This is a genomic window from Ensifer sp. 22460 (assembly GCF_052044935.1).
In the GTDB taxonomy this organism is placed as follows: Bacteria; Pseudomonadota; Alphaproteobacteria; order Rhizobiales; family Rhizobiaceae; genus Ensifer.
The window spans coordinates 180,258-201,668 of record NZ_JBQENZ010000001.1; the positions used below are offsets into that span (position 1 = coordinate 180,258).

Consider the following 21,411-nt stretch of genomic DNA (forward strand, 5'->3'; position numbering starts at 1 on the left):
GCAAGGAATGCAGTTATGAGCAGCATCGATATTCGCCATATCGTCTTCGACATCGGCAAGGTGCTGATCCACTACGACCCCAACCTGCCCTACAGCCGCATCATTCCCGACGAGGCGGAGCGCGAATGGTTCTTCGCCAATGTCTGCACCCATGACTGGAACATCGAGCAGGACCGTGGCCGCCCCTGGGAGGAAGCCGAAGCGCTTTTGATCAAAGACCATCCGGAACGCGAAGAGCAGATCCGTGCGTTCCGCAAGCATTGGCAGGAGATGGTCCCGCACGCCTATGTCGAAACGGTCTCGCTGCTGGAGCGGCTGATCGCCGAAGGGCGCGACGTGACCATGCTGACCAATTTCGCCTCTGATACGTTCCGCGAGGCCCAGCAGCTCTATCCCTTCCTGACCTTGCCGCGCGGCGTCACGGTTTCGGGCGACGTGAAGCTAATCAAACCCGATATTGCCATCTACGAGACACACACCCGCACTTTTGGGCTTACCCCCTCGGCCACGCTCTTCATCGACGACAGCGTGCCCAATGTCGAAGCCGCACGGCTCGCCGGGTGGCACGCAGTGCATTTCGTCGATCCGGAGAAACTGAAAGCCGATCTTGTCGCCTACGGTATCCATCCCTGACGCGAGCCGTCTCGCCGAAAACCAGTCCGATGGCCAGCTACGTTGCGGTATTGTCAGCTTTCGGCCGAAACCATCCGCCACACCACCCAGCCAGCAAGCGCTGCGACCACCAGCCAGATGCATTGGATCGCGACCAGACCGCCGCGGCTGGACGGGCGCCCCTCCTGTGCCGTCGCCCGCTCCCGAAATTCGTGCATCAGCGCCGGCGGCACGAGACGCACCGCCAACAGGATGCCGAGCGGAACGATGACCAGATCATCAAGGTAGCCGAGCACCGGAATGAAATCGGGGATCAAGTCGACCGGCGACAGCGCATAGGCCGCCACGGCGCCGGCAACGAATTTCGCTGAAAGCGGCGTTCGAGGATCTCGTGCAGCGAACCAGAGTGCTACGACGTCGCGTTTGATTTGACGCGCCCATTGCTTCACGCGCTTGAGTCGATCGGGAGAGGTCATGCGGAAGGCACCCCATGTTCGGGTGAAGACTGGTTTCTCCGAACCCTATTTCCGGACGCAAGGACTGGCAATCAGGCGAAGCTTCGTTGCCTATCGCGTCAACCCGGCAAGCATACCGGAAACATACAAATGCCCGGAATCCCCTTGTGAGGATTCCGGGCATTTAAAGCACTCCTTCCGGGACTGAAGGTACAAAAACCGGTCGGAGCGCTTTTCGAAGGATCCGGCGAACTGGTTGATCAGTTCAGCTTTGCCAGATCATTTCGAATGACGGTTCTGAGTTCGTCGATGGGCTTCAGGGTGTTCCCGTCTTCGAAGTGCCAGAATGTCCATCCGTTGCATGCATCAAGCCCCTGGACCTTGGCGCCCAGGCGGTGAATTGAGCCGGCCTCGCCGCCGGAAGCGACCGTGCCGTCGGCGCGAACGATCGCGCTGTAGCGGCGCTTTACGTCTGTCAGAACCGTGCCCGGCTTGATCAGCCCGCTTTCGATCAGCGTGTTGAAGGCGACGCGCGGTTCGGCCTTTTTGCCGGTCATCACCGACAACATCGCCTTGCCGAGTGGTTCGACCGCGTCGATGCGTGCCGATGCCGCGTCGATATAATCCTGCTCGCGCTCGATGCCGACGAAATGGCGGCCGAGACGCTTGGCGACGGCACCGGTCGTGCCGGAGCCGAAGAAGGGATCGAGCACGACGTCGCCGGGCTTGGTGGAGGCCATGAGGATACGGGCGAGCAGTGCTTCCGGCTTCTGCGTCGGATGCACCTTCTTGCCGTCGTCGCCCTTCAGGCGCTCATGTCCGGAGCAGATCGGAAACAGCCAGTCGGAGCGCATCTGCACGTCGTCATTGGCTGCCTTCATCGCGTCGTAGTTGAACGTGTAGCCCTTGGCATTGGCGTTCGGCGTCGCCCAGATCAGCGTTTCATGGGCGTTCTGGAACCGGCGACCCTTGAAGTTCGGCATCGGGTTGGTCTTGCGCCAGATGATATCGTTGAGGATCCAGAAGTGCAGGTCCTGCAGGATGGCGCCGACGCGGAAGATGTTGTGGTAGGAGCCGATGACCCAGAGCGTGCCGGTCGGCTTCAGTACGCGGCGGCAGGCAAGCAGCCAGGCGCGGGTGAAGGCGTCATAGGCTTCGAAGGAAGCGAACTGATCCCATTCGTCATCGACGGCATCGACCACCGACTGATCGGGACGGGTCAGCATACCGCCGAGCTGGAGGTTGTAGGGCGGGTCGGCGAAAACGACGTCGACCGAATTGTCGGGAAGCGCATTGAGCGCCGCAACGCAGTCACCCTTGATGATGCTGTCGAGCCAGCCCAGCGGGCGGGTGGAGCGGGAGACTTCGGCAAGCGAAACAACTGAAGACATGGACAACTCGCAAATACGCTTACTCGGAACGGACTATGGAGCTTATGGTTACCGAAGATGGTTACCAAAGCCTGAAGGCCGTTCCGAAAAAGTTCGTATTCACGCCATGTTAGTGAGAACTTTTGCAGTGGCGTTTCATTTGGCGTCGTGAAAGGTGCGGCTGTCGGCCGGCGCTTCACGGCGCTCGTTCAGCCCGTAATCGCGGATCACTGAGGCGATGCGCAGGCGATAGTCGGCAAAGACGCCGTGGCGTCCCGCATCCTGCGCAGCGCGATGTTCGGCGCCGTTCCGCCAGGCCTTCACCGCCTCCTCGTCGCGCCAGAAGGATAGGGACAGCACCTTGTCGGGATTGGCGAGACTCTGGAACCGCTCGATCGAGATGAAGCCATCGATGTCGTCAAGCAAAGGGCGCAGATCGGCGGCAATGCCGAGATAGGTGTCGCGACACCCTTCGGCCGGCAGGACTTCGAAGATGACGGCAATCATGTTTCACTTACCTCCGGCAGGCGTTGATACGTTCTTCAGGAAGATTCGCTCCTCCTTCAGGATAAACCGCTCGCGGCGGGAAAAGGCGTAATTCTCTCGGCCGAGCGGATCGGCTGAGAGCCGTGCGCGATAGGCCTCGTAAGCCGCGAGGCTCTCGATGTTGTAGACACCGTAGGCCGTCGTCGCCGAACCTTCGTGGGGTCCGTAGTAACCGATGAGATCCGCGCCGCAGCGCGGGATCGCCTCGCCCCAGTTGCGCGAATAGATGGCGAACTCCTCCTTCTTGAAGGGATCGATTTCATAGCGGATGAAGCAGGTGATCATCATCGTCTCCTTGTGGCCACGGCAGTTTGCGGGCCTTCGATGAGTGGAGTATGCCCGCTTGTTCGATAGGGATGCTTCGACTACGATCGAAGTATGAAGGAAGGTCCTGACATCGCTCTCATCGGATCGCTGATCGGCGATCCCGCCCGCGCCAACATGCTGACGGCGCTGATGGCCGGCCGTGCCCTGACGGCGACCGAACTTGCGACCCACGCCGGTATCACGCTCCAGACCGCCAGCTCCCACCTTTCCAAGCTCGAAGCGGGTGGCCTGCTGACCCAGCGCAAACAGGGACGCCACCGCTACTTTCAGCTCGCGGAAGACGAAGTCGGGCTGATGCTCGAGAACCTGATGGGTTTTGCCGCCGGCCGCGGCATGAACCGCCATCGACCAGGCCCGAAGGATCCGGCGCTCCGGAAGGCGCGCGTCTGCTACAATCATCTGGCCGGCGACTATGGCGTACGCATGTATGACAGCCTGATTGCCGAGAAGCAGATCGAGATCACCGGTGACGACCTGGCGCTGACGCCCGCCGGCCAGAGCCGGATCGAGGCGCTCGGCATCGACTATGCCGCATTGAAAAAATCCCGCCGGCCGATCTGCCGCACCTGTCTCGACTGGAGCGAGCGTCGCTCGCATCTCGCGGGATCTCTGGGCGAAGCGCTGCTGACGCTGTTCATCGACAAGGGCTGGGCAAAACGCGAGGCCAACAGCCGCGCCATCCGCTTTACGGCCAATGGCGACAAGACTTTCTCTGAGCTGTTTCCGCAATAGCGACCGCGAGCGAGATCCACTCTAGCCAACGATCGAGAAAGCCTCGCGGGTCTCACCTGCGGCGGTCCTCACCGGCGTCTTGCCGATCCATCCAACATGCCGTTCAAGGATCTTCGCGGCCTCATCGCCGCGGCCTTCGCGCAAGGCTGCGAGGATCGCGCGGTGATCGTGGTCGGTGCGCGCTTCCCAGCTCGTGCGCCAGGCAGAGAAGAGAAAACGGGCGCTGGCCGCATGCAGATCGTCGATCGCGGCCAAGAGCCTCGGCATGCCGCAGGGCTGCAGGATCAATCGGTGAAAGGCGCGGTTTGCCGCTTCCCAGGAGCGCACGTCGCGCGAGGTGTCGGCGGCGACCGTCGCCGCTTCGGCCCGATCAAGGATCGCCGGCGTCAAATGCGGGATCGCATGGCGAAGCGCCAGCACTTCGAGAACCGCGCGCATCTCGGCAACCTCCCTCACCTCCTTGAGATCGAAGGAGGCGACGCGGACGCCGCGGCGCGGTTCGCTGACGGCAAGCCCCTGGGCCTCCAGCCGCCGAAAAGCCTCGCGAACGGGAACGTGGCTCGCGCCGAATTCCTCGGCGATGTGATCCTGCCGCAAGCGCTCCCCGGGCATCAAAATGCCGGAGATGATCCTCTCGGCGAGTGCCCTGCTGATGCGACTTGCAAGTGTGTCGTCCTGTTGCTTTTCCATCGCCTACAGATAGAGCCGCGAAACAATACTGTCGAGCAAGCGGAACAGCGGTTTCGATAATTTCCAAAGGTTGAGCTTTCGGCCGCCTTCGTATAAAGCTCTGGCGTACGAAAGCCCCGCGCCGCGCAAGCTATCCTCCCCCTGCCTGCGGCGCCTTCTTCTCCCAGGGAACTGTTTCAAATGTCCGGTATCGATCTCATCATTTTTGATTGCGACGGCGTTCTCGTCGATTCCGAAATCATCGCTTCGGAAGTCGAAGCCGCGCTGCTCACCGAAGCGGGTTATCCGATCAGCGTCGAAGAAATGGCGGAGCGTTTTGCCGGCATGACCTGGCACAACACACTGTTGCAGATCGAGAAGGAAGCGAGCATCCCGCTTTCCGCGTCGCTGATCGGCAAGGTAGACACCATTCTCGACGAACGTCTGGAGCGCGACGTCAAGATCATCGACGGTGTCAAGCCGATGCTGCTGCAGCTCACACTGCCCCATTGCATCTGCTCGAACTCCACCTCGGCGCGCCTCGCCATGATGCTCGGCAAGGTCGGCATCAAGGACCACTTCGGCCCGCGCATCTACTCGGCGCGCGACCTCGGACCCGATCGCGTCAAGCCGAAGCCGGACATCTTCCTGCATGGTGCCAAGCAGATGGGCGTAGACCCGTCGCGGGTGCTGGTCATCGAGGACTCGGTGCATGGCATCCACGGCGCGCGTGGCGCCGGCATGCGCGTCGTCGGCTTCACCGGCGGCTCCCACACCTTCCCGTCGCATGCCGACAAGCTGACGGAAGCCGGCGCGGAGACAGTGATCTCGCGCATGACGGCCCTTCCGGGCGTGATCGCAGCACTTTCCGAATGGTCGGAATCGCTGACAGCCTGAGACGCCGCGGCCGACCGATTTTGCCCCCTTTCGCCCCGGCCTTCAGCCGGAGCGGAAAAGAAGCCTTCGGCCACCACGGCAGGCGTCCAAATAGGCGTCGAGGGACACGATGACACATTGCAGTCGCGTCGCGTCCCCTAGAAAATCTCCCCGGTTTTCGAAAAGCCGCGCACGAGGGCCATATCAAGCAAGCCCCATCAGGGGTATTTCTAGGAGGAAACACTATGCGTCTTTCAATGTTGACAGGCCTGACCCTGGCGGCCAGCGTCGCCTTCGGCCCGCTCGCCTTTGCCGATATCACCGTTGGCGTCATCACGCCGCTCACCGGCCCGGTCGCGGCCTATGGCGAGCAGGTGAAGAACGGGGCGGAAACGGCCGCTGAAGAGATCAACAAGGCTGGCGGCATCAACGGCGAGAAGATCGTCCTGAAGCTGCTCGACGATGCCGGTGATCCGAAGCAGGCCGTTTCGGTTGCCAACCAGGCGGCCGGCGAAGGCATCCGCTACGTCGTCGGCCCGGTGCTTTCGGGCACCTCGATGGCGGCTTCCGACGTTCTCGCCGAGAACGGCATTCTGATGGTGACGCCGACGGCAACGACGCCCGACCTCACCACCCGCGGCCTCTGGAACGTGCTGCGCACCTGCGGCCGCGACGACCAGCAGGCTGAAGTCGCCGCCGCCTATGTGGTCAAGAACCTCAAGGACAAGAAGGTCGCCGTGCTGCACGACAAGGCTCCTTACGGCAAGGGTCTCGCTGACGGCTTCAAGAAGGCGATCAACGCAGGCGGCATCACCGAGGTCGTCTATGAAGGCCTGAACCCGGGCGACAAGGACTTCAGCGCCATCGTCACCCGCCTGAAGGCCGAGAATGTCGATGTCGTCTACTTCGGTGGCTACCATCCGGAAGGCGGCCTGCTCGCACGCCAGATGCACGATCAGAGCGTGAAGGCACAGATCTTTGGCGGCGACGGCCTGTCGAACACGGAATTCTGGGCAATCGGCGGCGAAGCTGCGACCGGCACGGTCTACACCAACGCCAGCGACGCGACCCGCAACCCGGCATCAGCTCCAGCCGTCGAAGCGCTGAAGGCGAAGAACATTCCGGCCGAAGCCTTCACTCTCAACGCCTACGCCGCCGTGCAGGTGTTGAAGGCTGGCATCGAGAAGGCCGGCTCCGCCGAAGACGCGACTGCGGTTGCCACTGCGATCAAGTCCGGCGAAGCGATCGACACGGTGCTCGGCAAGCTGACCTATGGCGAAGCCGGCGACCTCACCTCGCAGGCTTTCTCGCTCTACAAGTGGGAAGGCGGCAAGAGCGTTCCGGCTGAATAAGCTAGAGCGCGATATAAAATAGAAACGCCGGGGCTTGCCCCGGCGTTTTTGTTTGCAGGCTGCATCGCAGCTTACTTTTTCTTGCCCTTTGCCGGCGGACCTTCGTCGAAGCCGACATAGACCGTGGCGTTGGAACCGGACCCTGCCGGCAATGTCACGTCGGCCTTGGTGAAGACGAACTGCGCCGAACCGGTCGAAGGAATTTCGACCGCATGCTGCGTCAGCTCGGAATAGAGCGTCTTGTCGTCGTCGGTCGCAGCCACGCGGATCGGCATGGTGATCTTGCCGGGACCGCCGGCGGGACCGCTGACGACGCGGCCCTGGACCACGACAGTAATGGTTATCGCGCTCTCGCTCTGCACGCATTGGCGCGTCGTGTCGGCAAGAGAGGCTTGGTAGACGAGCTTCGACGGGTCGTTTTTGGCACCCTTGGCGTAGCTGGTGAACACATTTGTGCCGTCACGCAGGACGACCTGCGGGCATGCCGCCTGGACGACGGCTGGCGTCGGAGCGGTGGCGCTGCCGCCCGCATCGATCGCTCCGCCGGATTGCGTCTTGTTGCAGCCGGCGAGGACCGCGAGAAAAGATATTGCGAGAACAGGCCGGGATACTTTGCCAAACACGTTGAACAACCTCTGCTGGACCGGTTGAAACTCCTTGACCGAAATCTCGGCCGGAAGACCTTTCATGGCCTTCGGGCATCGTCTATAGCAGCGACAAACTGAAAAATCGATTGGGTCGGCGTGTCCCTTCCGAATTTTCCGAAACCTGATCTACGGTCGGAAATTGCGTCGGTGACAAGAATAGATGCAGACTTTGTCAAGGACTGACGCAATAAGACGGGCAAACCGCGGCGCCGCTTTCTAGGGTCGTCGCGATCGGCAGGTGGGACGAAGGACAATCATGGTGAAGTATATCTCGACGCGCGGCGAATCCGCTCCTCTCGGCTTCTGCGACGCGCTGCTTGCCGGTCTTGCGCGCGATGGCGGTCTTTATCTCCCCAAAGAATGGCCGAAGTTTTCCAAGAAGGAAATCCGCGGCTTGCGCGGCAAATCCTATCAGGAGATCGCGTTCGCCGTCCTCGAGCCCTTCACCAACGGCGAGATCCCGGCGGCCAAGTTCCGCGAAATGATCGACGAAGCCTACGCCACCTTCCGCCACCCGGCCGTGGCTCCGCTCGTCCAGACCGGCCCGAATGCCTTTGTCATGGAGCTGTTCCACGGCTCGACGCTCGCCTTCAAGGACGTGGCGATGCAACTGCTTGCGCGGCTAATGGACTATGTGCTGGCCGAGCGCGACGAGCGCGCCACCATCGTCGGCGCGACCTCGGGCGACACCGGCGGTGCGGCGATCGACGCCTTCGCCGGCCGCGAACGCACCGACATCTTCATCCTCTTCCCGCACGGCAAGGTTTCGCCGGTGCAGCAGCGACAGATGACGACGTCGCAGGCATCAAACGTTCACGCCATTGCCGTCAAGGGCAACTTCGACGATTGCCAGAACCTCGTCAAAGCCATGTTCAACGACGGAGCCTTCCGCGATCGCGTCAAGCTTTCGGGTGTCAACTCGATCAACTGGGCGCGCATCATGGCCCAGATCGTCTATTATTTCACCACTTCGGTCGCGCTCGGCGGGCCGGATCGCAAGATCTCCTTCACGGTGCCCACCGGCAACTTCGGCGACATCTTCGCCGGTTACGTCGCCAAGCGCATGGGCCTGCCGATCGACAAGCTGGTGATCGCCACCAACGAAAACGACATCCTCGCCCGCACGCTGAAGACCGGGCGCTACGAGATGCGCGACGTCAAGGCGACCACCGCACCGTCGATGGACATCCAGATCTCGTCGAACTTCGAACGGCTTCTGTTCGAGGCGAACGACCGTGATCCGGGCGAAGTACGCGCGGCAATGGACGGCCTCAAGCAGTCCGGTTCCTTCACCATTCGCGAAAAGGCGCTCAAAGCCATCCGCAAGGAATTCCGCGCCGGCCGCGCCTCGGAGAAGGAAGTCGCCAAGACGATCGCCAAGACGCTGGAGAAAACCGGCTATCTGCTCGATCCGCACAGCGCCGTCGGCGTCTTCGTCGCCGCCAAGCACGAGAAGCCGTCCGCCCCCATGGTGACGCTTGCCACCGCCCATCCGGCGAAATTCCCGGACGCGGTAAAATCGGCCAGTGGTATTGACCCGGCGCTTCCGACGTGGCTTGCTGACCTGATGAACAGGGAGGAGCGTTTCGATATCCTGGATGCGGACCTGAAGAGCGTCGAGACCTTTATCGGCGAGCGCACCCGTCTCCGGGGGTAAGAACGAGAAGAAACGTATGATGAAAGTTGAGTGCACCCGGCTCCCTTCCGGGTTGACGGTGGTAACCGAGCAGATGCCGCATCTCGAAAGCGTGGCGCTCGGGGTGTGGATCAAGTCCGGTTCGCGTAATGAAACCCTGGGCGAACATGGCATTGCCCACCTGCTGGAGCACATGGCTTTCAAGGGCACCGCGCGGCGCACCGCCCGCCAGATTGCCGAAGAAATCGAAAATGTCGGCGGCGAAGTCAACGCCGCCACGTCGACCGAGACGACGTCCTACTATGCGCGCGTCCTCAAGGACCATGTACCGCTGGCGGTCGACATTCTCGCCGACATCCTCACCGAATCCACTTTCGACGACGAGGAGCTGCGGCGCGAGAAGCAGGTGATCCTGCAGGAAATCGGCGCTGCCGACGACACCCCGGATGACGTGGTCTTCGACCGCTTCGCCGAGACCGCCTATCGCAACCAGACGGTCGGACGCCCGATCCTCGGCACCCGCGATACGGTCATGTCGTTTTCCGCCGGCCAGATCCGCCACTATCTCGGCCGCAATTACACGACCGACCGCATGTTCGTGGTCGCCGCCGGCGCCGTCGAACACGACGCGTTCGTTCGCCAGGTCGAGGAACGCTTCTCCTCGCTGCCGCGCACGCCGATCGCGACCCCGGTGCTCGAAACCGCCCGCTACACCGGCGGAGAAAGCCGCGAGACGCGCGACCTGATGGACGCGCAGGTCCTGCTCGGCTTCGAAGGCAAGGCCTATCACGCCCGCGACTTCTATTGCTCGCAGATCCTCGCCAACATCCTCGGCGGCGGCATGTCCTCCCGCCTCTTCCAGGAAGTGCGCGAACATCGCGGCCTCTGTTATTCGGTCTATGCCTTCCATTGGGGCTTTTCCGACACCGGTATCTTCGGTGTGCACGCGGCAACCGGTGGCGAGAACCTGCCGGAACTGATGCCCGTCATCGTCGACGAACTGCGCAAGTCCTCGATGAACATCGAGCAGCAGGAAATCGAGCGGGCCCGCGCCCAGATCCGTGCACAGTTGCTGATGGGCCAGGAAAGCCCGGCCGCCCGCGCCGGCCAGATCGCCCGCCAGATGATGCTCTACGGCCGCCCGATCCCCAACGAAGAACTGATGGAGCGCCTGTCCGGCATTACCATCGAACGCCTGACCGATCTTGCCGGCCGGCTGTTCTTCGATACGACGCCGACGCTCTCGGCGATCGGCCCGCTGGAGCAGCTTGCCCCGATGGGCGACATCCTGTCGACATTGACCGGCAAGGCCGCCGTACCGCACGCCGTCGCCAGCTAAACAGGCCCAGATCATTTCATGGTTTCATCGAAACCGTGAAATGATCTTGCCGTTTCGAGGCTAGTGCATGTCTCCTTAAATCGACCTCGACTTAAGGACAAAGACATGCAGAAAATCAAAGTGCTACAGCGACCTTTGCGCGTCTGACAAGACGCGCGGCGCTGCAGGCAACTCCTGGCGGAAAGCGTTTGCCACTTTTCCTGAAATTGCCCCGGGCCGCCGAGGACGCAAACACCATATCCAAATGGTGAAGTCTTTGCGCCTTTTCGCAAATTCGGATTCGATTTGCGCGCAAAGTTGTGCAACGTTTCGGTTTGGACAGCGCAAAGGCGCGCTGCCGGGCGGATGATAAAAGGTCCCCGCACGCAAACTGGACGGCCTCGGAGGCAGCTATGACACGATCGGTTTTTCGGTTCCTGTCGCGGCAGCCGGAGGCGATCGAAATTGCCGACCAGAATTATCTGCTGCGGCTCCCGCGCTATGCCGATTATCGGCAATGGTACCAGCTCAGAAGCGAGAGCCGCGCCTTCCTGGAGCCTTGGGAACCATCCTGGCGTACTGACGAGATGACAGAGAGTTCCTTTCGCAGCCGGGTCATCCGCAACGAACAGGAATATTCGTCCGGCCAGGCCGTGCCGCTCTTTCTTTTCCACAAGCCAGACGAGACGCTGCTCGGCGGGCTGACCATCGGCCACATTCGCCGCGGCGCCGGGCAAAACTGCATGATCGGCTACTGGATGGGCGCGCGCCACGCCGGCAAGGGTCATATGTACGCGGCCCTGAGGCTCGCTATTCCCTACATCTTTTCGACCCTTGAGTTGCACCGTATTGAAGCAGCCTGTATTCCGGACAACTCAAGAAGCATCCGGCTCCTTGAAAAGGCCGGTTTTGAGCGTGAAGGCTACTTAAGACAGTACTTGAGAATCAATGGCCAGTGGCGAGACCACGTGCTCTTTTCTCTCCTGTCCGACGATGCCCTACCGAACAGGAATATGCCCCTTTGATGCCTCTAGCCCGCTCGCCCTTCGCCTGGTCAGCCTCGAAGCTGGCAGCGTTTCTGATTGCGCTCACGACGTTTTTCTGCGCGCTCGGCGGTGCGGCCCAGGCTCTGGAGCCGGTGAAGATTTCACGCGAGGACACCGCACTCGACCTGACGGCAACGACCGAGATCTACAGCGGCCGCAACGAGGCCTTCCAGGTCTCGACCGCGCCCGGAACCGACGGCATCGTGCGCCGCATCGAAGTGCGCTCCAGCAGCGAAGACCATCAGGGCGACTGGGCGGTGTTCGCGCTCGCCAACGTTTCGGCCGAACCGCTCGACCGCGTGATCGTGGCGCCGCATTTCCGGCTGGTGAATTCCAAGCTCTTCTGGCCGGATCTCGGCTCCAAGCGCATCCTTTCGATCACGCCCAGCGAAGGCTTCGCGCTCAGCCGCGAGCCAAGCGACGAGGCGGACGTCTTCCGCATCACGCTGGCGCCGGGCGTCATCATCACCTTCGTCGCCGAACTCGCGACGCCGGAGCTGCCGCAAATCTATCTGTGGGAGCCGGACTCCTACAAAGACACGGTCAACGCCTTCACACTCTACCGCGGCATCGTACTTGGCATTGCCGGCCTGCTCGCGGTGTTCCTGACCATTCTTTTCGTCGTCAAGGGAACCTCGATGCTGCCGGCAACGGCGGCGCTCGCCTGGGCGGTTCTCGCCTATATCTGCGTCGATTTCGGCTTCCTGTCGAAGCTCATCAGCGTCACCGCAGGCGACGAACGAATATGGCGAGCGGGCACCGAGGTCTTCCTCGCGGCGGGCCTCGTGATCTTCCTGTTCACCTATCTCAATCTCAACCGCTGGCACCAGCATCTGGGTTACGCCACGCTCGCCTGGATCCTGGGCCTCGGCCTGCTTTTCGGCGTCGCCGTCTATGATCCGGCGATTGCGTCCGGCATCGCCCGCCTCTCCTTCGCCCTGACGGCAACCGTCGGGATCGTGCTGATCGCCTATCTTGGCTTCAACCGCTACGACCGCGCAATCCTTCTGGTGCCGGCCTGGCTGCTCATACTCGTCTGGCTCTTCGGCGCGTGGCTGACCGTCACCGGCCAGCTCGCCAACGACATCGTGCAGCCGGCGCTCGGCGGCGGTCTCGTCCTCATCGTGCTCCTGATCGGCTTCACCGTCATGCAGCATGCGGTTGCCGGCAGCGGCTACCAGCAGGGCCTGTTCTCGGATCTCGAACGCCAGTCGCTCGCGCTCACCGGCTCCGGCGACACCGTCTGGGACTGGGACGTCGCGCGCGACCGCGTGGTGACCATGCCCGATATCTCGACGCAGCTCGGCTTGTCGCTCGGCAGCATGCACGGCCCCTTGCGCAACTGGTTGCCGCGGCTCCACCCTGATGACCGCGACCGCTTCCGGGCGACGCTCGACGTGCTTCTGGAGCGCCGCCGCGGCAAGCTCAATCATGAATTCCGCGTGCGCGCCGAGGACGGCCACTATCACTGGCTTTCCATTCGCGCCCGGCCAGTGCTCGGCGCCAACGGCGAAATCATCCGCTGTGTCGGCACTATCATCGACATCACCGAACAGCGCAATTCCGTGGAGCGTCTGCTGCACAACGCGCTGCTCGACAATCTGACCGGCCTTCCGAACCGCCAGGTCTTCCTCGACCGGCTGCAGGCGATCCTGCTGATGGCCGACGGCAGCAATTCGGTGCGCCCGACGGTGCTCGCAATCGACATCGACCGCTACAAGCAGGTCAATGATCTCCTGGGCATCGCCGCCGGCGACAACATCCTGATCGCCTTGACGCGACGGTTGCGGCGGCTCCTGCGCCCGCAGGACACGCTTGCCCGCCTCGGCGGCGACCAGTTCGGCCTGATCCTGATGTCGGAGCGCGATCCCGCCAAGGTCGCGGATTTCGCCGACGCGGTGAGCAAGGCGATCATGGTGCCGCTCAACTACGGCAACCGCGAAATCAACCTGACGGCTTCGATCGGCCTCGTCTCCTGGCTCGACCAGGAGCAAAGCGCAGCAGGCCTGCTCGACGATGCCGAGCTCGCCATGTTCCGGGCGAAAAAGGAAGGCGGCAATCGTGTCGAGCCCTTCCGCCCTGCTTTCCGTACTTCTGGATCGGACCGGCTTCAGCTCGAAGCCGATCTCAAGCGGGCGATCGAACGCAAGGAGCTCTCGCTGGTCTATCAGCCGATCGTCCGGCTGAATGATGCCGAGATCGCCGGTTTCGAAGCGCTGATGCGCTGGGATCATCCGAAGCGCGGCAACATCTCGCCGACCGAGTTCATTCCGATTGCCGAGAATTCCGACCTCATCAACCAACTCGGCATGTTCGCCTTCGACAAGGCAACGAGCGATCTGACGGAATGGCAAGTCCAGGCCGGCGACCTGCCGATCTTCGTCTCGATCAACCTTTCGAGCGCGCAGCTGCTCAACAACGAGCTCTACGACGACGTCCGCGCAATTCTCACCAAAAACCGCTGCGATCCGGGCAAGGTGAAGATGGAACTGACGGAATCGCTGGTGATGGAAAATCCCGAGCAGGCCCGTCTCGTCCTCGAAAAGCTGAAGGAAGCCGGATTGAAACTGGCACTCGACGACTTCGGTACCGGCCATTCGTCGCTTTCCTACCTCACCCGCTTCCCCTTCGACACGATCAAGATCGACAAAGCGCTGGTGCGCGACCCGAGCGACAAGCGCGGCATCCTGCTGCGCTCGGTGATCACCATGGCGCGTGAGCTCGACATGCAGGTGGTGGCAGAGGGTATCGAATCCGAAGACGATGCAATCCAGCTTTCACAGATGGGCTGTGACTACGGCCAGAGCTTCCTCTTCGGCCCGCCGATCGGCTCGGAATCGATCCAGCGACTGTTGAAGGAGCGCTTTCCGCTGATGAAGCGGGCGTGAGTTCGGCAACACGACGCCGCTCAGCGCGCAGATCGCCATAAGCCCGTCGGCTACAGCCCGGCGGGCTTTTCATTTCAGCATGAATGATTGAAGAACGCCGGCTAAGACGGCGATCAGGCGTGACCTGCGTCCACCGAGAGCATCGCGGCCGACACGCCCATCAGCGCCAGCGCCCGGTCGTATTTGTCGTCCAGCGCCTTGTCGAAGATCAGTTCCTCGCGTGCCGGGCTCGTGAGCCAGCCGTTCTGGGTGATTTCCGCCTCGAGTTGCCCCGGACCCCAGCCGGCATAGCCGAGCATCATCGTCGCCCTGACTGGCCCCTCCCCGCGCGAAATGGCGCGGACGATATCGAGCGTTGCCGTCAGGCAGATGTCATCGCTGACCGGAATGCTGGAATCGCTCAGATAGTCGTCGGAATGCAGCACGAAGCCGCGCCCGGTCTCAACCGGTCCGCCGGCCTGAATCTGGAAATCCCGTGTCATCTGCGGAAGCCGGATCGCCTCTTCCTCGTCGAGAATATCGAGGTGGAGCAACACGTCCGGAAAGGTCAGTTGTTGAGGCCGATTGAGCACGAAGCCCATGGCGCCGTCGTCTGAATGAGCACAGATGAAGATGACCGTGCGGGCGAAATTGGCATCAAACATTCCCGGCATGGCGATCAGGAATTGACCGTCAAGGAAACCTCGCTCCCGTCTCTTCTGCGCCATCGGAGTCGACATCATCGGAACAGCCTACCAATTCACCGCGAAATGAAAAGCGCCTCAGCGTCGCGGCCGGGAAATATTGCACGCACGACGTTCACTTCGCCGTGTCCGATCAAGCGATTATGATCGTTGCTCTCTTCGCAGAGTCTGGAGCAGCATCGGCAAAAGCGATATTGCTTCCCACATGATCCAACGCTCCACACATCAGAACATGGCCCAGTTCATTGGCGCGGCAAGCCTCATCGCCGCTTTTTTTCTTGCCGTCGCTGCACAGGCGGCCACCAGCGATTGGGTGACCTCTCCAGGCGGCATGATCCGCCTCGTCGCAGCCCAACCCAGGCAAGATGGCACGATCCCCGCAACGCTCGAAGTCAATCTTAACGCTGGCTGGAAGACCTATTGGCGCGAGCCCGGCGCAAGCGGCATCCCTCCGCAGGTGACGATCGATCCGGCGAGCGGCGTCGTACTCGAGAAGGTCGGCTTCCCCGTGCCGAAGACGTTCGACGATGGCGTGGTGCGCTATGTCGGCTACGACAAGTCGGTCGCTTTCCCGCTGACGCTGAAGCGCGTCCAGGGCACAGGCGACGTGACCATTCGCGCCTCGGTGTTTCTCGGCATCTGCGAAGACATCTGCATCCCGGTTCAGGGCGAGTTGACGCTGGCCTTGAAGCAGGGCGATTTCGACAATCCGCTCGACAGCGCGCGCATCGATGACGCCGTTGCCGCCCTGCCGGAAGCGCCATCCAAGGACTTTGCCATCACGGCGAGCCGCTATGATGCGGAAAAAACCGTGCTGCACCTCTCCGTGCATTTGCCTGATGGCGCGGACCATCCGGAACTGTTCTTGGCCGGCCCTTCCGACGTTTCCTTCGGCAAGCCCGAGATCGCGGTCGAGGGCGAGACGGGCCTCAGCGCAGCCGTCCCGGTTCGGCTCTCCGGCAAGGACAGGGAACTCAAGGGCAAGCCGATCGTTGTCACCATACGAGCCAAGGGCCGCAGCATGGAGACGACCCTTGCCTTTGATTAGGCCGCATCTATAGTCCGCCGAGTTCTCCGACGAGCGCGGAGAAGCGAAGACGCAAGCAACGCAAGGAGAGTGCCGTGACCATTGCCGTCGGAGACAAACTGCCAGCCGCAACCTTCAAGGAAAAAACCGCCGACGGTCCGGTGGAGGTCACCACCGATCAGCTCTTCGCGGGCAAGCGCGTCGTGCTCTTCGCCGTTCCAGGTGCCTTCACGCCCACCTGCTCGCTCAACCATCTGCCAGGTTACCTCGAAAACCGCGACGCGATCCTTGCCCGCGGCATCGACGATATCGCCGTCGTCTCGGTCAACGACCTGCATGTGATGGGTGCCTGGGCAACCGCATCCGGCGGCATGGGCAAGATCCACTTCCTTTCCGACTGGAACGCCGCTTTCACCAAGGCACTCGGCATGGACATCGACCTGTCGGCCGGCACGCTTGGCGTCCGCTCGAAGCGCTATTCGATGCTGGTGGAAGACGGCGTGGTGAAGTCGCTCAATCTCGAAGAAAGCCCGGGACAGGCGACCGTTTCCGGCGCTGCGGCGATGCTCGAGCAGCTCTGAGCGCAGAAGTACGTGCAAATGGAAACGGGCCTCAACGGGCCCGTTTTTCATTTCACGAGAAGAGAGTCCGGACGGCGCCCCTTCTTGTAGGGTTCCATGCCCTTGCGGGCGAGCTCGTCGGCGCGCTCGTTTTCCGGATGGCCGGCGTGGCCCTTGACCCAATGCCAGGTCACCTTGTGTCGGCGGTTGGCTTCGTCCAGCGCCTGCCAGAGTTCGCCATTCTTCACCGGCTTCTTGTCCGCGGTTTTCCAGCCGTTCTTCTTCCAGCCGTGGATCCACTTGGAGATGCCGTCCATCACATATTTGCTGTCGGTATGCAGATCGACCTCGCAGGCGCTCTTCAGCGCATCGAGCGCCGAGATCGCCGCCAACAATTCCATGCGGTTGTTAGTTGTCTCGGCTTCGCCGCCGGAGAGTTCCTTTTCCACCTCGCCGTAGCGCAGCACGGCGCCCCAGCCGCCCGGCCCCGGATTGCCGGAGCAGGCGCCGTCCGTGAAGATGTCGACGTGTTTCATGCCCGGCCCTCTTCGCGTCTCAGGCCGTATTCAGCGCTCGAAGCGATGGCGCGGTGGAAGCGGATCTTCGTCAGATATTCGAGCGGATCTTTCTTGACCACGAGCGCGCCGGCAGGCGTCATCAGCCAATCATAGAGCCGCGTCAGGAAGAAGCGCAGCGCCGAGCCGCGGCAGAGCAGCGGCAGGGCGTCGACCTCCGCCGGCGTCAGCTTGCGCACGCTCTCGTAGCCCGAAAGCATCGCCATGCCCTTGGTGATGTTGTAGGAGCCGTTTTTCTCGAAGCACCAGGAATTCAGGCAAACGGCAACGTCATAGGCGAGATAGTCGTTGCAGGCGAAGTAGAAGTCGATCAGGCCGGAAAGCTGGTCGCCGAGGAAGAAGACATTGTCCGGGAAGAGATCGGCGTGGATGACGCCATCCGGCAAGGACTGCGGCCAATGACGTTCCAGATGCTCGAGTTCCGCCGATATCTCGTCCTTGAGACCCGACTGCACCTCGTCCGCGCGCGCCTCTGAATTGACCCAGAGTGGCCGCCAGCCGCCAACCGAAAGCGCATTGGTGCGCTTCAGCGCGAAGCCTTCGCCGGCAAGATGCATGGCGGCAAGCGCCTTGCCGACCTCGTGGCAGTGTTTTGCCTCGGGCTTCCTCAGCCACATGCCTTCGAGGAAGGAGATGACGGCGGCAGGGCGGCCGGAGAGCTCACCGAGCAGCTTGCCATCTGCCCGCGGCAGAGGTAGCGGGCAGGACAGGCCGCCGTCGGCCAGATGGTGCATCAATCCCAGGAAGAATGGCAGGTCATCGGCGTTCACCCGCTTCTCGTAAAGCGTGAGAATGTAGGAACCCTTGGTCGTGTGCATCAGGAAATTGGAATTCTCGACGCCCTCGGCGATCCCCTTGTAGGAGGTCAGCTGACCGACGTCATAGGCGGTGAGAAAACGGGAGAGATCGTCTTCCGTGATATCGGTGTAAACTGCCAAGGGCTTCCACTCTCAAGAAAATGCGGGCAAGAAATGTGATTATTCGCCGTTGACGAAGGCCATGTCGGCTGCTGTCAGCGGCACATGGCGGATCTCGCGGTTGACGAGGAAGTTTTCGTTTTCCTCGACCGTATCGGCAAGTTCCACCTGCGCTTCATAGCGTTCGCGGAATGCCTCGATGATCTCGTTGACGATCACTTCGGGCGCCGAGGCGCCGGCCGACAGACCTACCGTCGAGATATCGCCCATCTCATCCCAGTCGATTTCCGATGCACGCTGCACCAGCACGGACTTCTTCGCGCCGGCCCGCAGCGCCACTTCGACCAGTCGCTTGGAATTGGAAGAGTTGGGCGCGCCGACGACGAGGAACAGGTCGCAACCCGGCGCCGCCTGCTTCACCGCCTCCTGGCGGTTGGTGGTGGCGTAACAGATAGAATCTGCAGCCGGCGCCGTCAGGTTTGGAAAGCGCTCGTGCAGCCGCTTGATTACGCCGGCCGTATCGTCGACCGACAACGTCGTCTGGGTGACGAAGCCGAGATTGTCCGGGTCCGGCGGCTGGTAGACGTCGGCATCTTCGACCGTTTCGACGAGCGATACGGCGCCTTCCGGCAATTGCCCCATGGTGCCGATCACCTCCGGATGGCCGGCATGGCCGATCAGCACGACGTGGCGGCCAAGGCGGTGATGGCGCATCGCCTGCTTGTGGACCTTGGAGACCAGCGGGCAGGTGGCGTCGAGATAAAAGAGATTGCGGGCGTCAGCATCCGCAGGCACCGATTTCGGCACGCCATGGGCCGAGAAGACCACCGGCTGCTTGCGGTGCTCCGGCGGGATCTCGTCGAGCTCTTCGACGAAGATCGCGCCCTTGGCCTCAAGGCCCTCGACGACATAGCGATTGTGCACGATCTCGTGGCGGACATAGACGGGCGCACCGAACTCCTTCAGCGCCAGGACGACGATCTGGATCGCCCGGTCGACGCCGGCGCAAAAACCGCGCGGCCCGCAGAGGCGAATGGTGATCGGGGATTTTGCTGCCGCTGATGATGCCATGGGTCAGAATGCCAATAGAAGGAAAACAAGCGCTGCGATCGCCGGGCCGCCCTGGATTAAGAGGATGCGCGGCTTGACCAACCACGCGCCATATATAGCGGCAACGATCACGCACACAAGGAAGAACACCTTCAGCTCGAAGGCAAAGGACGGTTCCGACTGGATCAACGACCAGAACAGGCCGGCCGCGAGAAAACCATTGTAAAGCCCCTGGTTGGCGGCAAGGACCCGCGTTGTCTCCGCCTGCTCCTGCGTCATGCGGAAGACAGCCCTCCCCCGAGGCCCGGTCCACAGGAACATCTCGAGCACGAGAAAGCCGACATGCAGCAAGCCCGTCAACGCAATCAGAGTGTTCGCGATAATCGCCATCCTTGTTCCCCGCTGTTGATCCCTTCAGCAGGGTTAGCACGGCGGCGCCGTCCGGGCTATCGCCCGCGGCGCGCCACGTAAATGCCGCTGACCAGCACCAGAGCTGCCGCCAGCCCATACCAGGTCAAGGCGTATTGCAGATGGTTGTTGGGTAGGTCGAACTGGGTAACGCCGCCGATCGGCAGGCCGCCAGGGTTGGGTGTCGCATCGGCATCGACGAACATCGGCAGCACCTTGTCGGCCGGAAGACCGACCGACGACGCCATTGTGTCGAGATCCTTCCAGTAGAAGATGTTCTTGGCGAGATCATTGTCCGGAACGAGCGATGACGGCTTTTCGGTGAGCTTCGGCCTTGCGAGGCCGTTGATGCCAACGAAGGCCGGAAGCTCACCCGCGAGACGGGTCGACGAATCCTTCTGTTCGAAGGGCACGAAGCCGCGATTGACGAAGAGCACGCGGCCATCGTCGAGCGTCAGCGGCGTGAAGACGTAATAGCCGGTGCGGCCGTTAAAGGTCGCGAAGAAATGCCGCTCCTTGCTGTGATCGAAGGTGCCTGTAACCGTGACGGTGCGGTAATCGATATCCACGCCGTCAGCGAGCATCTTCTCGATGTCGCCAAGCGACACCGGAGGCGCCGACCGACGCTCCTGGATCGCCGTCAGCAGGCCTTCCTTCCAGTGCAGCCGCTGCATCTGCCAGGTGCCGAGCGAGATAAGGATGGCGAAGGCGAAGGCGAGCAATAGGAAGGCGCCGAGGCGTCCGAGGAGGCCGCGCTTCTTGACTTCGATCTCAGCCACGGTCGATTTCGCCCGGGCGCGCATTGTTGCGATACTGCAGGTTGATCAAGACGCCCTTCAGCATACGTGTCAGTCCGAGGCTGAGGATGGTCGCGAGCGGGATCCACAACAGGAAATGCAGCCAGAGCGGTGGGTTGAAGTTGACCTCCGCCCAAAGCGCCGCGCCAACGACGACGAAGCCGACGATCAGGATGACGAAGACCACCGGGCCATCGCCGGAATCGGCAAAGCGATAGTCCAGGTCGCAGCTTGTGCAGGCCGGTTTGACCTTGAGGAAACCGTCGAACAGCTTGCCCTGGCCGCAGCGCGGGCAAAGCCCCTTGATCCCTGTCATCACCGGGTCCACTGGCGGGAAATGTGCCTTGTCTTCGCTCACGGCTTGATCTCGATCGGCGTGTTGTTGGGGACCATCGTCCAGATTTCTTCCATTTCGGCATTGGTAACGGCAATGCAGCCATTCGTCCAATCGAAGCGCTGCGTCAAAAACGCCAGCCAACCGAAATAATTGGGCTGGCCATGGATCATGATCATGCCGCCGGGATCGACCCCATTTGCGACCGCGGCCTTGGTATCTTGCGGTGCCGGATAGGAGACGTGGATGGATTTGTAGTAGCCGCTTCCCGGATTGCGCCAATCGAGGAGATAGAGCCCTTCAGGCGTCTTCTCGTCGCCTTCCTGCCGCTTGTGACCAACGGGGTTACCGCCGAGCGCGACCGCATATTCGCGGATCGTCTGGCCACCGTGGAAGAGCTGCAAGAGCCGCCGTTCCTTGTGGACGACGACCCTATCCGCAACGTCGGCCGCCGCAGCCGAGACGGAGCCGGCCAGCACCGCCATGACCATGATCGACGCAACCCGCATTTCGCACCCCCCCGTCGCGTTACCATCATCACAAGCCACCAAAAGAACAAGGCGGCTGCATGGCTGCAACCGCCCTG

At 61.9% G+C, this 21,411-nt stretch carries 24 protein-coding genes; 10 read left to right on the forward strand and 14 right to left on the reverse strand.

Features of this window, described 5'->3' with window-relative positions:
* The first annotated feature begins 15 nt into the window (after window positions 1–15).
* The gene (locus ACTJKM_RS00910) at window positions 16–633 is read left to right on the forward strand and encodes an HAD family hydrolase (RefSeq protein WP_058320368.1); all 618 of its coding nucleotides are present in this window, start codon (window positions 16–18) and stop codon (window positions 631–633) included.
* A gap of 53 nt (window positions 634–686) precedes the next feature.
* Here the strand turns inward: ACTJKM_RS00910 and ACTJKM_RS00915 are convergent, their stop codons facing one another.
* The 4 genes from ACTJKM_RS00915 to ACTJKM_RS00930 form a co-directional block, all read right to left on the reverse strand.
* On the reverse strand, window positions 687–1,088 hold the full coding sequence (locus tag ACTJKM_RS00915; RefSeq protein ID WP_112995337.1) for a YkvA family protein: 402 nt from the start codon (window positions 1,086–1,088) through the stop codon (window positions 687–689).
* A 239-nt stretch (window positions 1,089–1,327) separates the two neighbouring features.
* Complete coding sequence (locus ACTJKM_RS00920; RefSeq protein ID WP_112995336.1) at window positions 1,328–2,458, reverse strand: site-specific DNA-methyltransferase; 1,131 nt, start codon at window positions 2,456–2,458, stop codon at window positions 1,328–1,330.
* Between the two features lie 135 nt (window positions 2,459–2,593).
* Complete coding sequence (locus tag ACTJKM_RS00925; protein WP_112995335.1) at window positions 2,594–2,944, reverse strand: antibiotic biosynthesis monooxygenase family protein; 351 nt, start codon at window positions 2,942–2,944, stop codon at window positions 2,594–2,596.
* A gap of 3 nt (window positions 2,945–2,947) precedes the next feature.
* Window positions 2,948–3,268, reverse strand: a complete 321-nt coding sequence (locus ACTJKM_RS00930; RefSeq protein ID WP_112995334.1) for an NIPSNAP family protein — start codon at window positions 3,266–3,268, stop codon at window positions 2,948–2,950.
* 93 nt (window positions 3,269–3,361) lie between these two features.
* Between ACTJKM_RS00930 and ACTJKM_RS00935 the strand changes: the two genes are divergently transcribed.
* Complete coding sequence (locus ACTJKM_RS00935; protein WP_112995333.1) at window positions 3,362–4,042, forward strand: winged helix-turn-helix domain-containing protein; 681 nt, start codon at window positions 3,362–3,364, stop codon at window positions 4,040–4,042.
* A 21-nt stretch (window positions 4,043–4,063) separates the two neighbouring features.
* Here ACTJKM_RS00935 and ACTJKM_RS00940 read toward each other — a convergent pair whose 3' ends face one another.
* Complete coding sequence (locus ACTJKM_RS00940; RefSeq protein WP_057250651.1) at window positions 4,064–4,732, reverse strand: GntR family transcriptional regulator; 669 nt, start codon at window positions 4,730–4,732, stop codon at window positions 4,064–4,066.
* Between the two features lie 180 nt (window positions 4,733–4,912).
* Between ACTJKM_RS00940 and ACTJKM_RS00945 the strand changes: the two genes are divergently transcribed.
* On the forward strand, window positions 4,913–5,608 hold the full coding sequence (locus ACTJKM_RS00945) for an HAD family hydrolase (protein ID WP_112995332.1): 696 nt from the start codon (window positions 4,913–4,915) through the stop codon (window positions 5,606–5,608).
* A 224-nt stretch (window positions 5,609–5,832) separates the two neighbouring features.
* A complete protein-coding gene (locus ACTJKM_RS00950; protein ID WP_057250656.1) occupies window positions 5,833–6,939 on the forward strand; it encodes an ABC transporter substrate-binding protein in 1,107 nt (368 codons plus the stop codon).
* A 71-nt stretch (window positions 6,940–7,010) separates the two neighbouring features.
* Here the strand turns inward: ACTJKM_RS00950 and ACTJKM_RS00955 are convergent, their stop codons facing one another.
* On the reverse strand, window positions 7,011–7,562 hold the full coding sequence (locus ACTJKM_RS00955; protein ID WP_057251086.1) for a hypothetical protein: 552 nt from the start codon (window positions 7,560–7,562) through the stop codon (window positions 7,011–7,013).
* A 280-nt stretch (window positions 7,563–7,842) separates the two neighbouring features.
* Here ACTJKM_RS00955 and thrC point away from each other — a divergent pair, with 280 nt between their 5' ends.
* The 4 genes from thrC (at window position 7,843) to ACTJKM_RS00975 (ending at window position 14,474) form a co-directional block, all read left to right on the forward strand.
* On the forward strand, window positions 7,843–9,243 hold the full coding sequence (thrC, locus tag ACTJKM_RS00960; RefSeq protein WP_082663367.1) for a threonine synthase: 1,401 nt from the start codon (window positions 7,843–7,845) through the stop codon (window positions 9,241–9,243).
* A 16-nt stretch (window positions 9,244–9,259) separates the two neighbouring features.
* Complete coding sequence (locus ACTJKM_RS00965; RefSeq protein ID WP_440659832.1) at window positions 9,260–10,561, forward strand: M16 family metallopeptidase; 1,302 nt, start codon at window positions 9,260–9,262, stop codon at window positions 10,559–10,561.
* A 392-nt stretch (window positions 10,562–10,953) separates the two neighbouring features.
* Window positions 10,954–11,565: a GNAT family N-acetyltransferase gene (locus tag ACTJKM_RS00970; protein ID WP_057250658.1), complete on the forward strand. Its 612-nt coding sequence runs from the start codon at window positions 10,954–10,956 to the stop codon at window positions 11,563–11,565.
* On the forward strand, window positions 11,565–14,474 hold the full coding sequence (locus tag ACTJKM_RS00975; RefSeq protein WP_440659833.1) for an EAL domain-containing protein: 2,910 nt from the start codon (window positions 11,565–11,567) through the stop codon (window positions 14,472–14,474). The genes ACTJKM_RS00970 and ACTJKM_RS00975 overlap by 1 nt, the downstream gene beginning before the upstream one ends.
* 113 nt (window positions 14,475–14,587) lie before the next feature.
* On the opposite strand, the gene ACTJKM_RS00980 is transcribed toward ACTJKM_RS00975, so the two are convergent.
* On the reverse strand, window positions 14,588–15,193 hold the full coding sequence (locus tag ACTJKM_RS00980) for a YqgE/AlgH family protein (RefSeq protein WP_057251089.1): 606 nt from the start codon (window positions 15,191–15,193) through the stop codon (window positions 14,588–14,590).
* A 196-nt stretch (window positions 15,194–15,389) separates the two neighbouring features.
* Here ACTJKM_RS00980 and ACTJKM_RS00985 point away from each other — a divergent pair, with 196 nt between their 5' ends.
* On the forward strand, window positions 15,390–16,205 hold the full coding sequence (locus ACTJKM_RS00985; RefSeq protein ID WP_440659834.1) for a protein-disulfide reductase DsbD domain-containing protein: 816 nt from the start codon (window positions 15,390–15,392) through the stop codon (window positions 16,203–16,205).
* 74 nt (window positions 16,206–16,279) lie between these two features.
* On the forward strand, window positions 16,280–16,765 hold the full coding sequence (locus ACTJKM_RS00990) for a peroxiredoxin (protein WP_057250664.1): 486 nt from the start codon (window positions 16,280–16,282) through the stop codon (window positions 16,763–16,765).
* 47 nt (window positions 16,766–16,812) lie between these two features.
* Here the strand turns inward: ACTJKM_RS00990 and rnhA are convergent, their stop codons facing one another.
* Genes rnhA through ACTJKM_RS01025 form a run of 7 tightly spaced genes read right to left on the reverse strand, consistent with a single transcriptional unit; the run spans window position 16,813 to window position 21,334 of the window.
* Complete coding sequence (gene rnhA / locus ACTJKM_RS00995; protein WP_057250667.1) at window positions 16,813–17,280, reverse strand: ribonuclease HI; 468 nt, start codon at window positions 17,278–17,280, stop codon at window positions 16,813–16,815.
* Window positions 17,277–18,257: a homoserine kinase gene (locus ACTJKM_RS01000; RefSeq protein ID WP_058325493.1), complete on the reverse strand. Its 981-nt coding sequence runs from the start codon at window positions 18,255–18,257 to the stop codon at window positions 17,277–17,279. The genes rnhA and ACTJKM_RS01000 overlap by 4 nt, the downstream gene beginning before the upstream one ends.
* 39 nt (window positions 18,258–18,296) lie before the next feature.
* On the reverse strand, window positions 18,297–19,307 hold the full coding sequence (gene ispH / locus ACTJKM_RS01005; protein WP_058325492.1) for a 4-hydroxy-3-methylbut-2-enyl diphosphate reductase: 1,011 nt from the start codon (window positions 19,305–19,307) through the stop codon (window positions 18,297–18,299).
* 3 nt (window positions 19,308–19,310) lie between these two features.
* Window positions 19,311–19,676 carry a DUF1304 domain-containing protein gene (locus ACTJKM_RS01010; protein ID WP_112995327.1) on the reverse strand — a complete coding sequence of 122 codons (366 nt, stop codon included), beginning with the start codon at window positions 19,674–19,676 and terminating at the stop codon, window positions 19,311–19,313.
* A 56-nt stretch (window positions 19,677–19,732) separates the two neighbouring features.
* On the reverse strand, window positions 19,733–20,497 hold the full coding sequence (locus ACTJKM_RS01015) for an SURF1 family protein (protein ID WP_112995326.1): 765 nt from the start codon (window positions 20,495–20,497) through the stop codon (window positions 19,733–19,735).
* A complete protein-coding gene (locus ACTJKM_RS01020) occupies window positions 20,466–20,849 on the reverse strand; it encodes a DUF983 domain-containing protein (protein WP_112995325.1) in 384 nt (127 codons plus the stop codon). The genes ACTJKM_RS01015 and ACTJKM_RS01020 overlap by 32 nt, the downstream gene beginning before the upstream one ends.
* The gene (locus ACTJKM_RS01025) at window positions 20,846–21,334 is read right to left on the reverse strand and encodes a L,D-transpeptidase family protein (protein WP_112995324.1); all 489 of its coding nucleotides are present in this window, start codon (window positions 21,332–21,334) and stop codon (window positions 20,846–20,848) included. Before ACTJKM_RS01025 ends, ACTJKM_RS01020 begins: the two co-directional genes overlap by 4 nt.
* Between the last annotated feature and the right edge of the window lie 77 nt (window positions 21,335–21,411).

Coding starts and splice junctions, on each gene's coding strand:
- ACTJKM_RS00910 (WP_058320368.1), top strand. CDS start 16: ATGAGCAGCATCGATATTCGCCATATCGTCTTCGACATCGGCAAGGTG.
- ACTJKM_RS00915 (WP_112995337.1), bottom strand. CDS start 1,088: ATGACCTCTCCCGATCGACTCAAGCGCGTGAAGCAATGGGCGCGTCAA.
- ACTJKM_RS00920 (WP_112995336.1), bottom strand. CDS start 2,458: ATGTCTTCAGTTGTTTCGCTTGCCGAAGTCTCCCGCTCCACCCGCCCG.
- ACTJKM_RS00925 (WP_112995335.1), bottom strand. CDS start 2,944: ATGATTGCCGTCATCTTCGAAGTCCTGCCGGCCGAAGGGTGTCGCGAC.
- ACTJKM_RS00930 (WP_112995334.1), bottom strand. CDS start 3,268: ATGATCACCTGCTTCATCCGCTATGAAATCGATCCCTTCAAGAAGGAG.
- ACTJKM_RS00935 (WP_112995333.1), top strand. CDS start 3,362: ATGAAGGAAGGTCCTGACATCGCTCTCATCGGATCGCTGATCGGCGAT.
- ACTJKM_RS00940 (WP_057250651.1), bottom strand. CDS start 4,732: ATGGAAAAGCAACAGGACGACACACTTGCAAGTCGCATCAGCAGGGCA.
- ACTJKM_RS00945 (WP_112995332.1), top strand. CDS start 4,913: ATGTCCGGTATCGATCTCATCATTTTTGATTGCGACGGCGTTCTCGTC.
- ACTJKM_RS00950 (WP_057250656.1), top strand. CDS start 5,833: ATGCGTCTTTCAATGTTGACAGGCCTGACCCTGGCGGCCAGCGTCGCC.
- thrC (WP_082663367.1), top strand. CDS start 7,843: ATGGTGAAGTATATCTCGACGCGCGGCGAATCCGCTCCTCTCGGCTTC.
- ACTJKM_RS00965 (WP_440659832.1), top strand. CDS start 9,260: ATGATGAAAGTTGAGTGCACCCGGCTCCCTTCCGGGTTGACGGTGGTA.
- ACTJKM_RS00970 (WP_057250658.1), top strand. CDS start 10,954: ATGACACGATCGGTTTTTCGGTTCCTGTCGCGGCAGCCGGAGGCGATC.
- ACTJKM_RS00975 (WP_440659833.1), top strand. CDS start 11,565: ATGCCTCTAGCCCGCTCGCCCTTCGCCTGGTCAGCCTCGAAGCTGGCA.
- ACTJKM_RS00980 (WP_057251089.1), bottom strand. CDS start 15,193: ATGTCGACTCCGATGGCGCAGAAGAGACGGGAGCGAGGTTTCCTTGAC.
- ACTJKM_RS00985 (WP_440659834.1), top strand. CDS start 15,390: ATGGCCCAGTTCATTGGCGCGGCAAGCCTCATCGCCGCTTTTTTTCTT.
- rnhA (WP_057250667.1), bottom strand. CDS start 17,280: ATGAAACACGTCGACATCTTCACGGACGGCGCCTGCTCCGGCAATCCG.
- ispH (WP_058325492.1), bottom strand. CDS start 19,307: ATGGCATCATCAGCGGCAGCAAAATCCCCGATCACCATTCGCCTCTGC.
- ACTJKM_RS01010 (WP_112995327.1), bottom strand. CDS start 19,676: ATGGCGATTATCGCGAACACTCTGATTGCGTTGACGGGCTTGCTGCAT.
- ACTJKM_RS01015 (WP_112995326.1), bottom strand. CDS start 20,497: ATGCGCGCCCGGGCGAAATCGACCGTGGCTGAGATCGAAGTCAAGAAG.
- ACTJKM_RS01025 (WP_112995324.1), bottom strand. CDS start 21,334: ATGCGGGTTGCGTCGATCATGGTCATGGCGGTGCTGGCCGGCTCCGTC.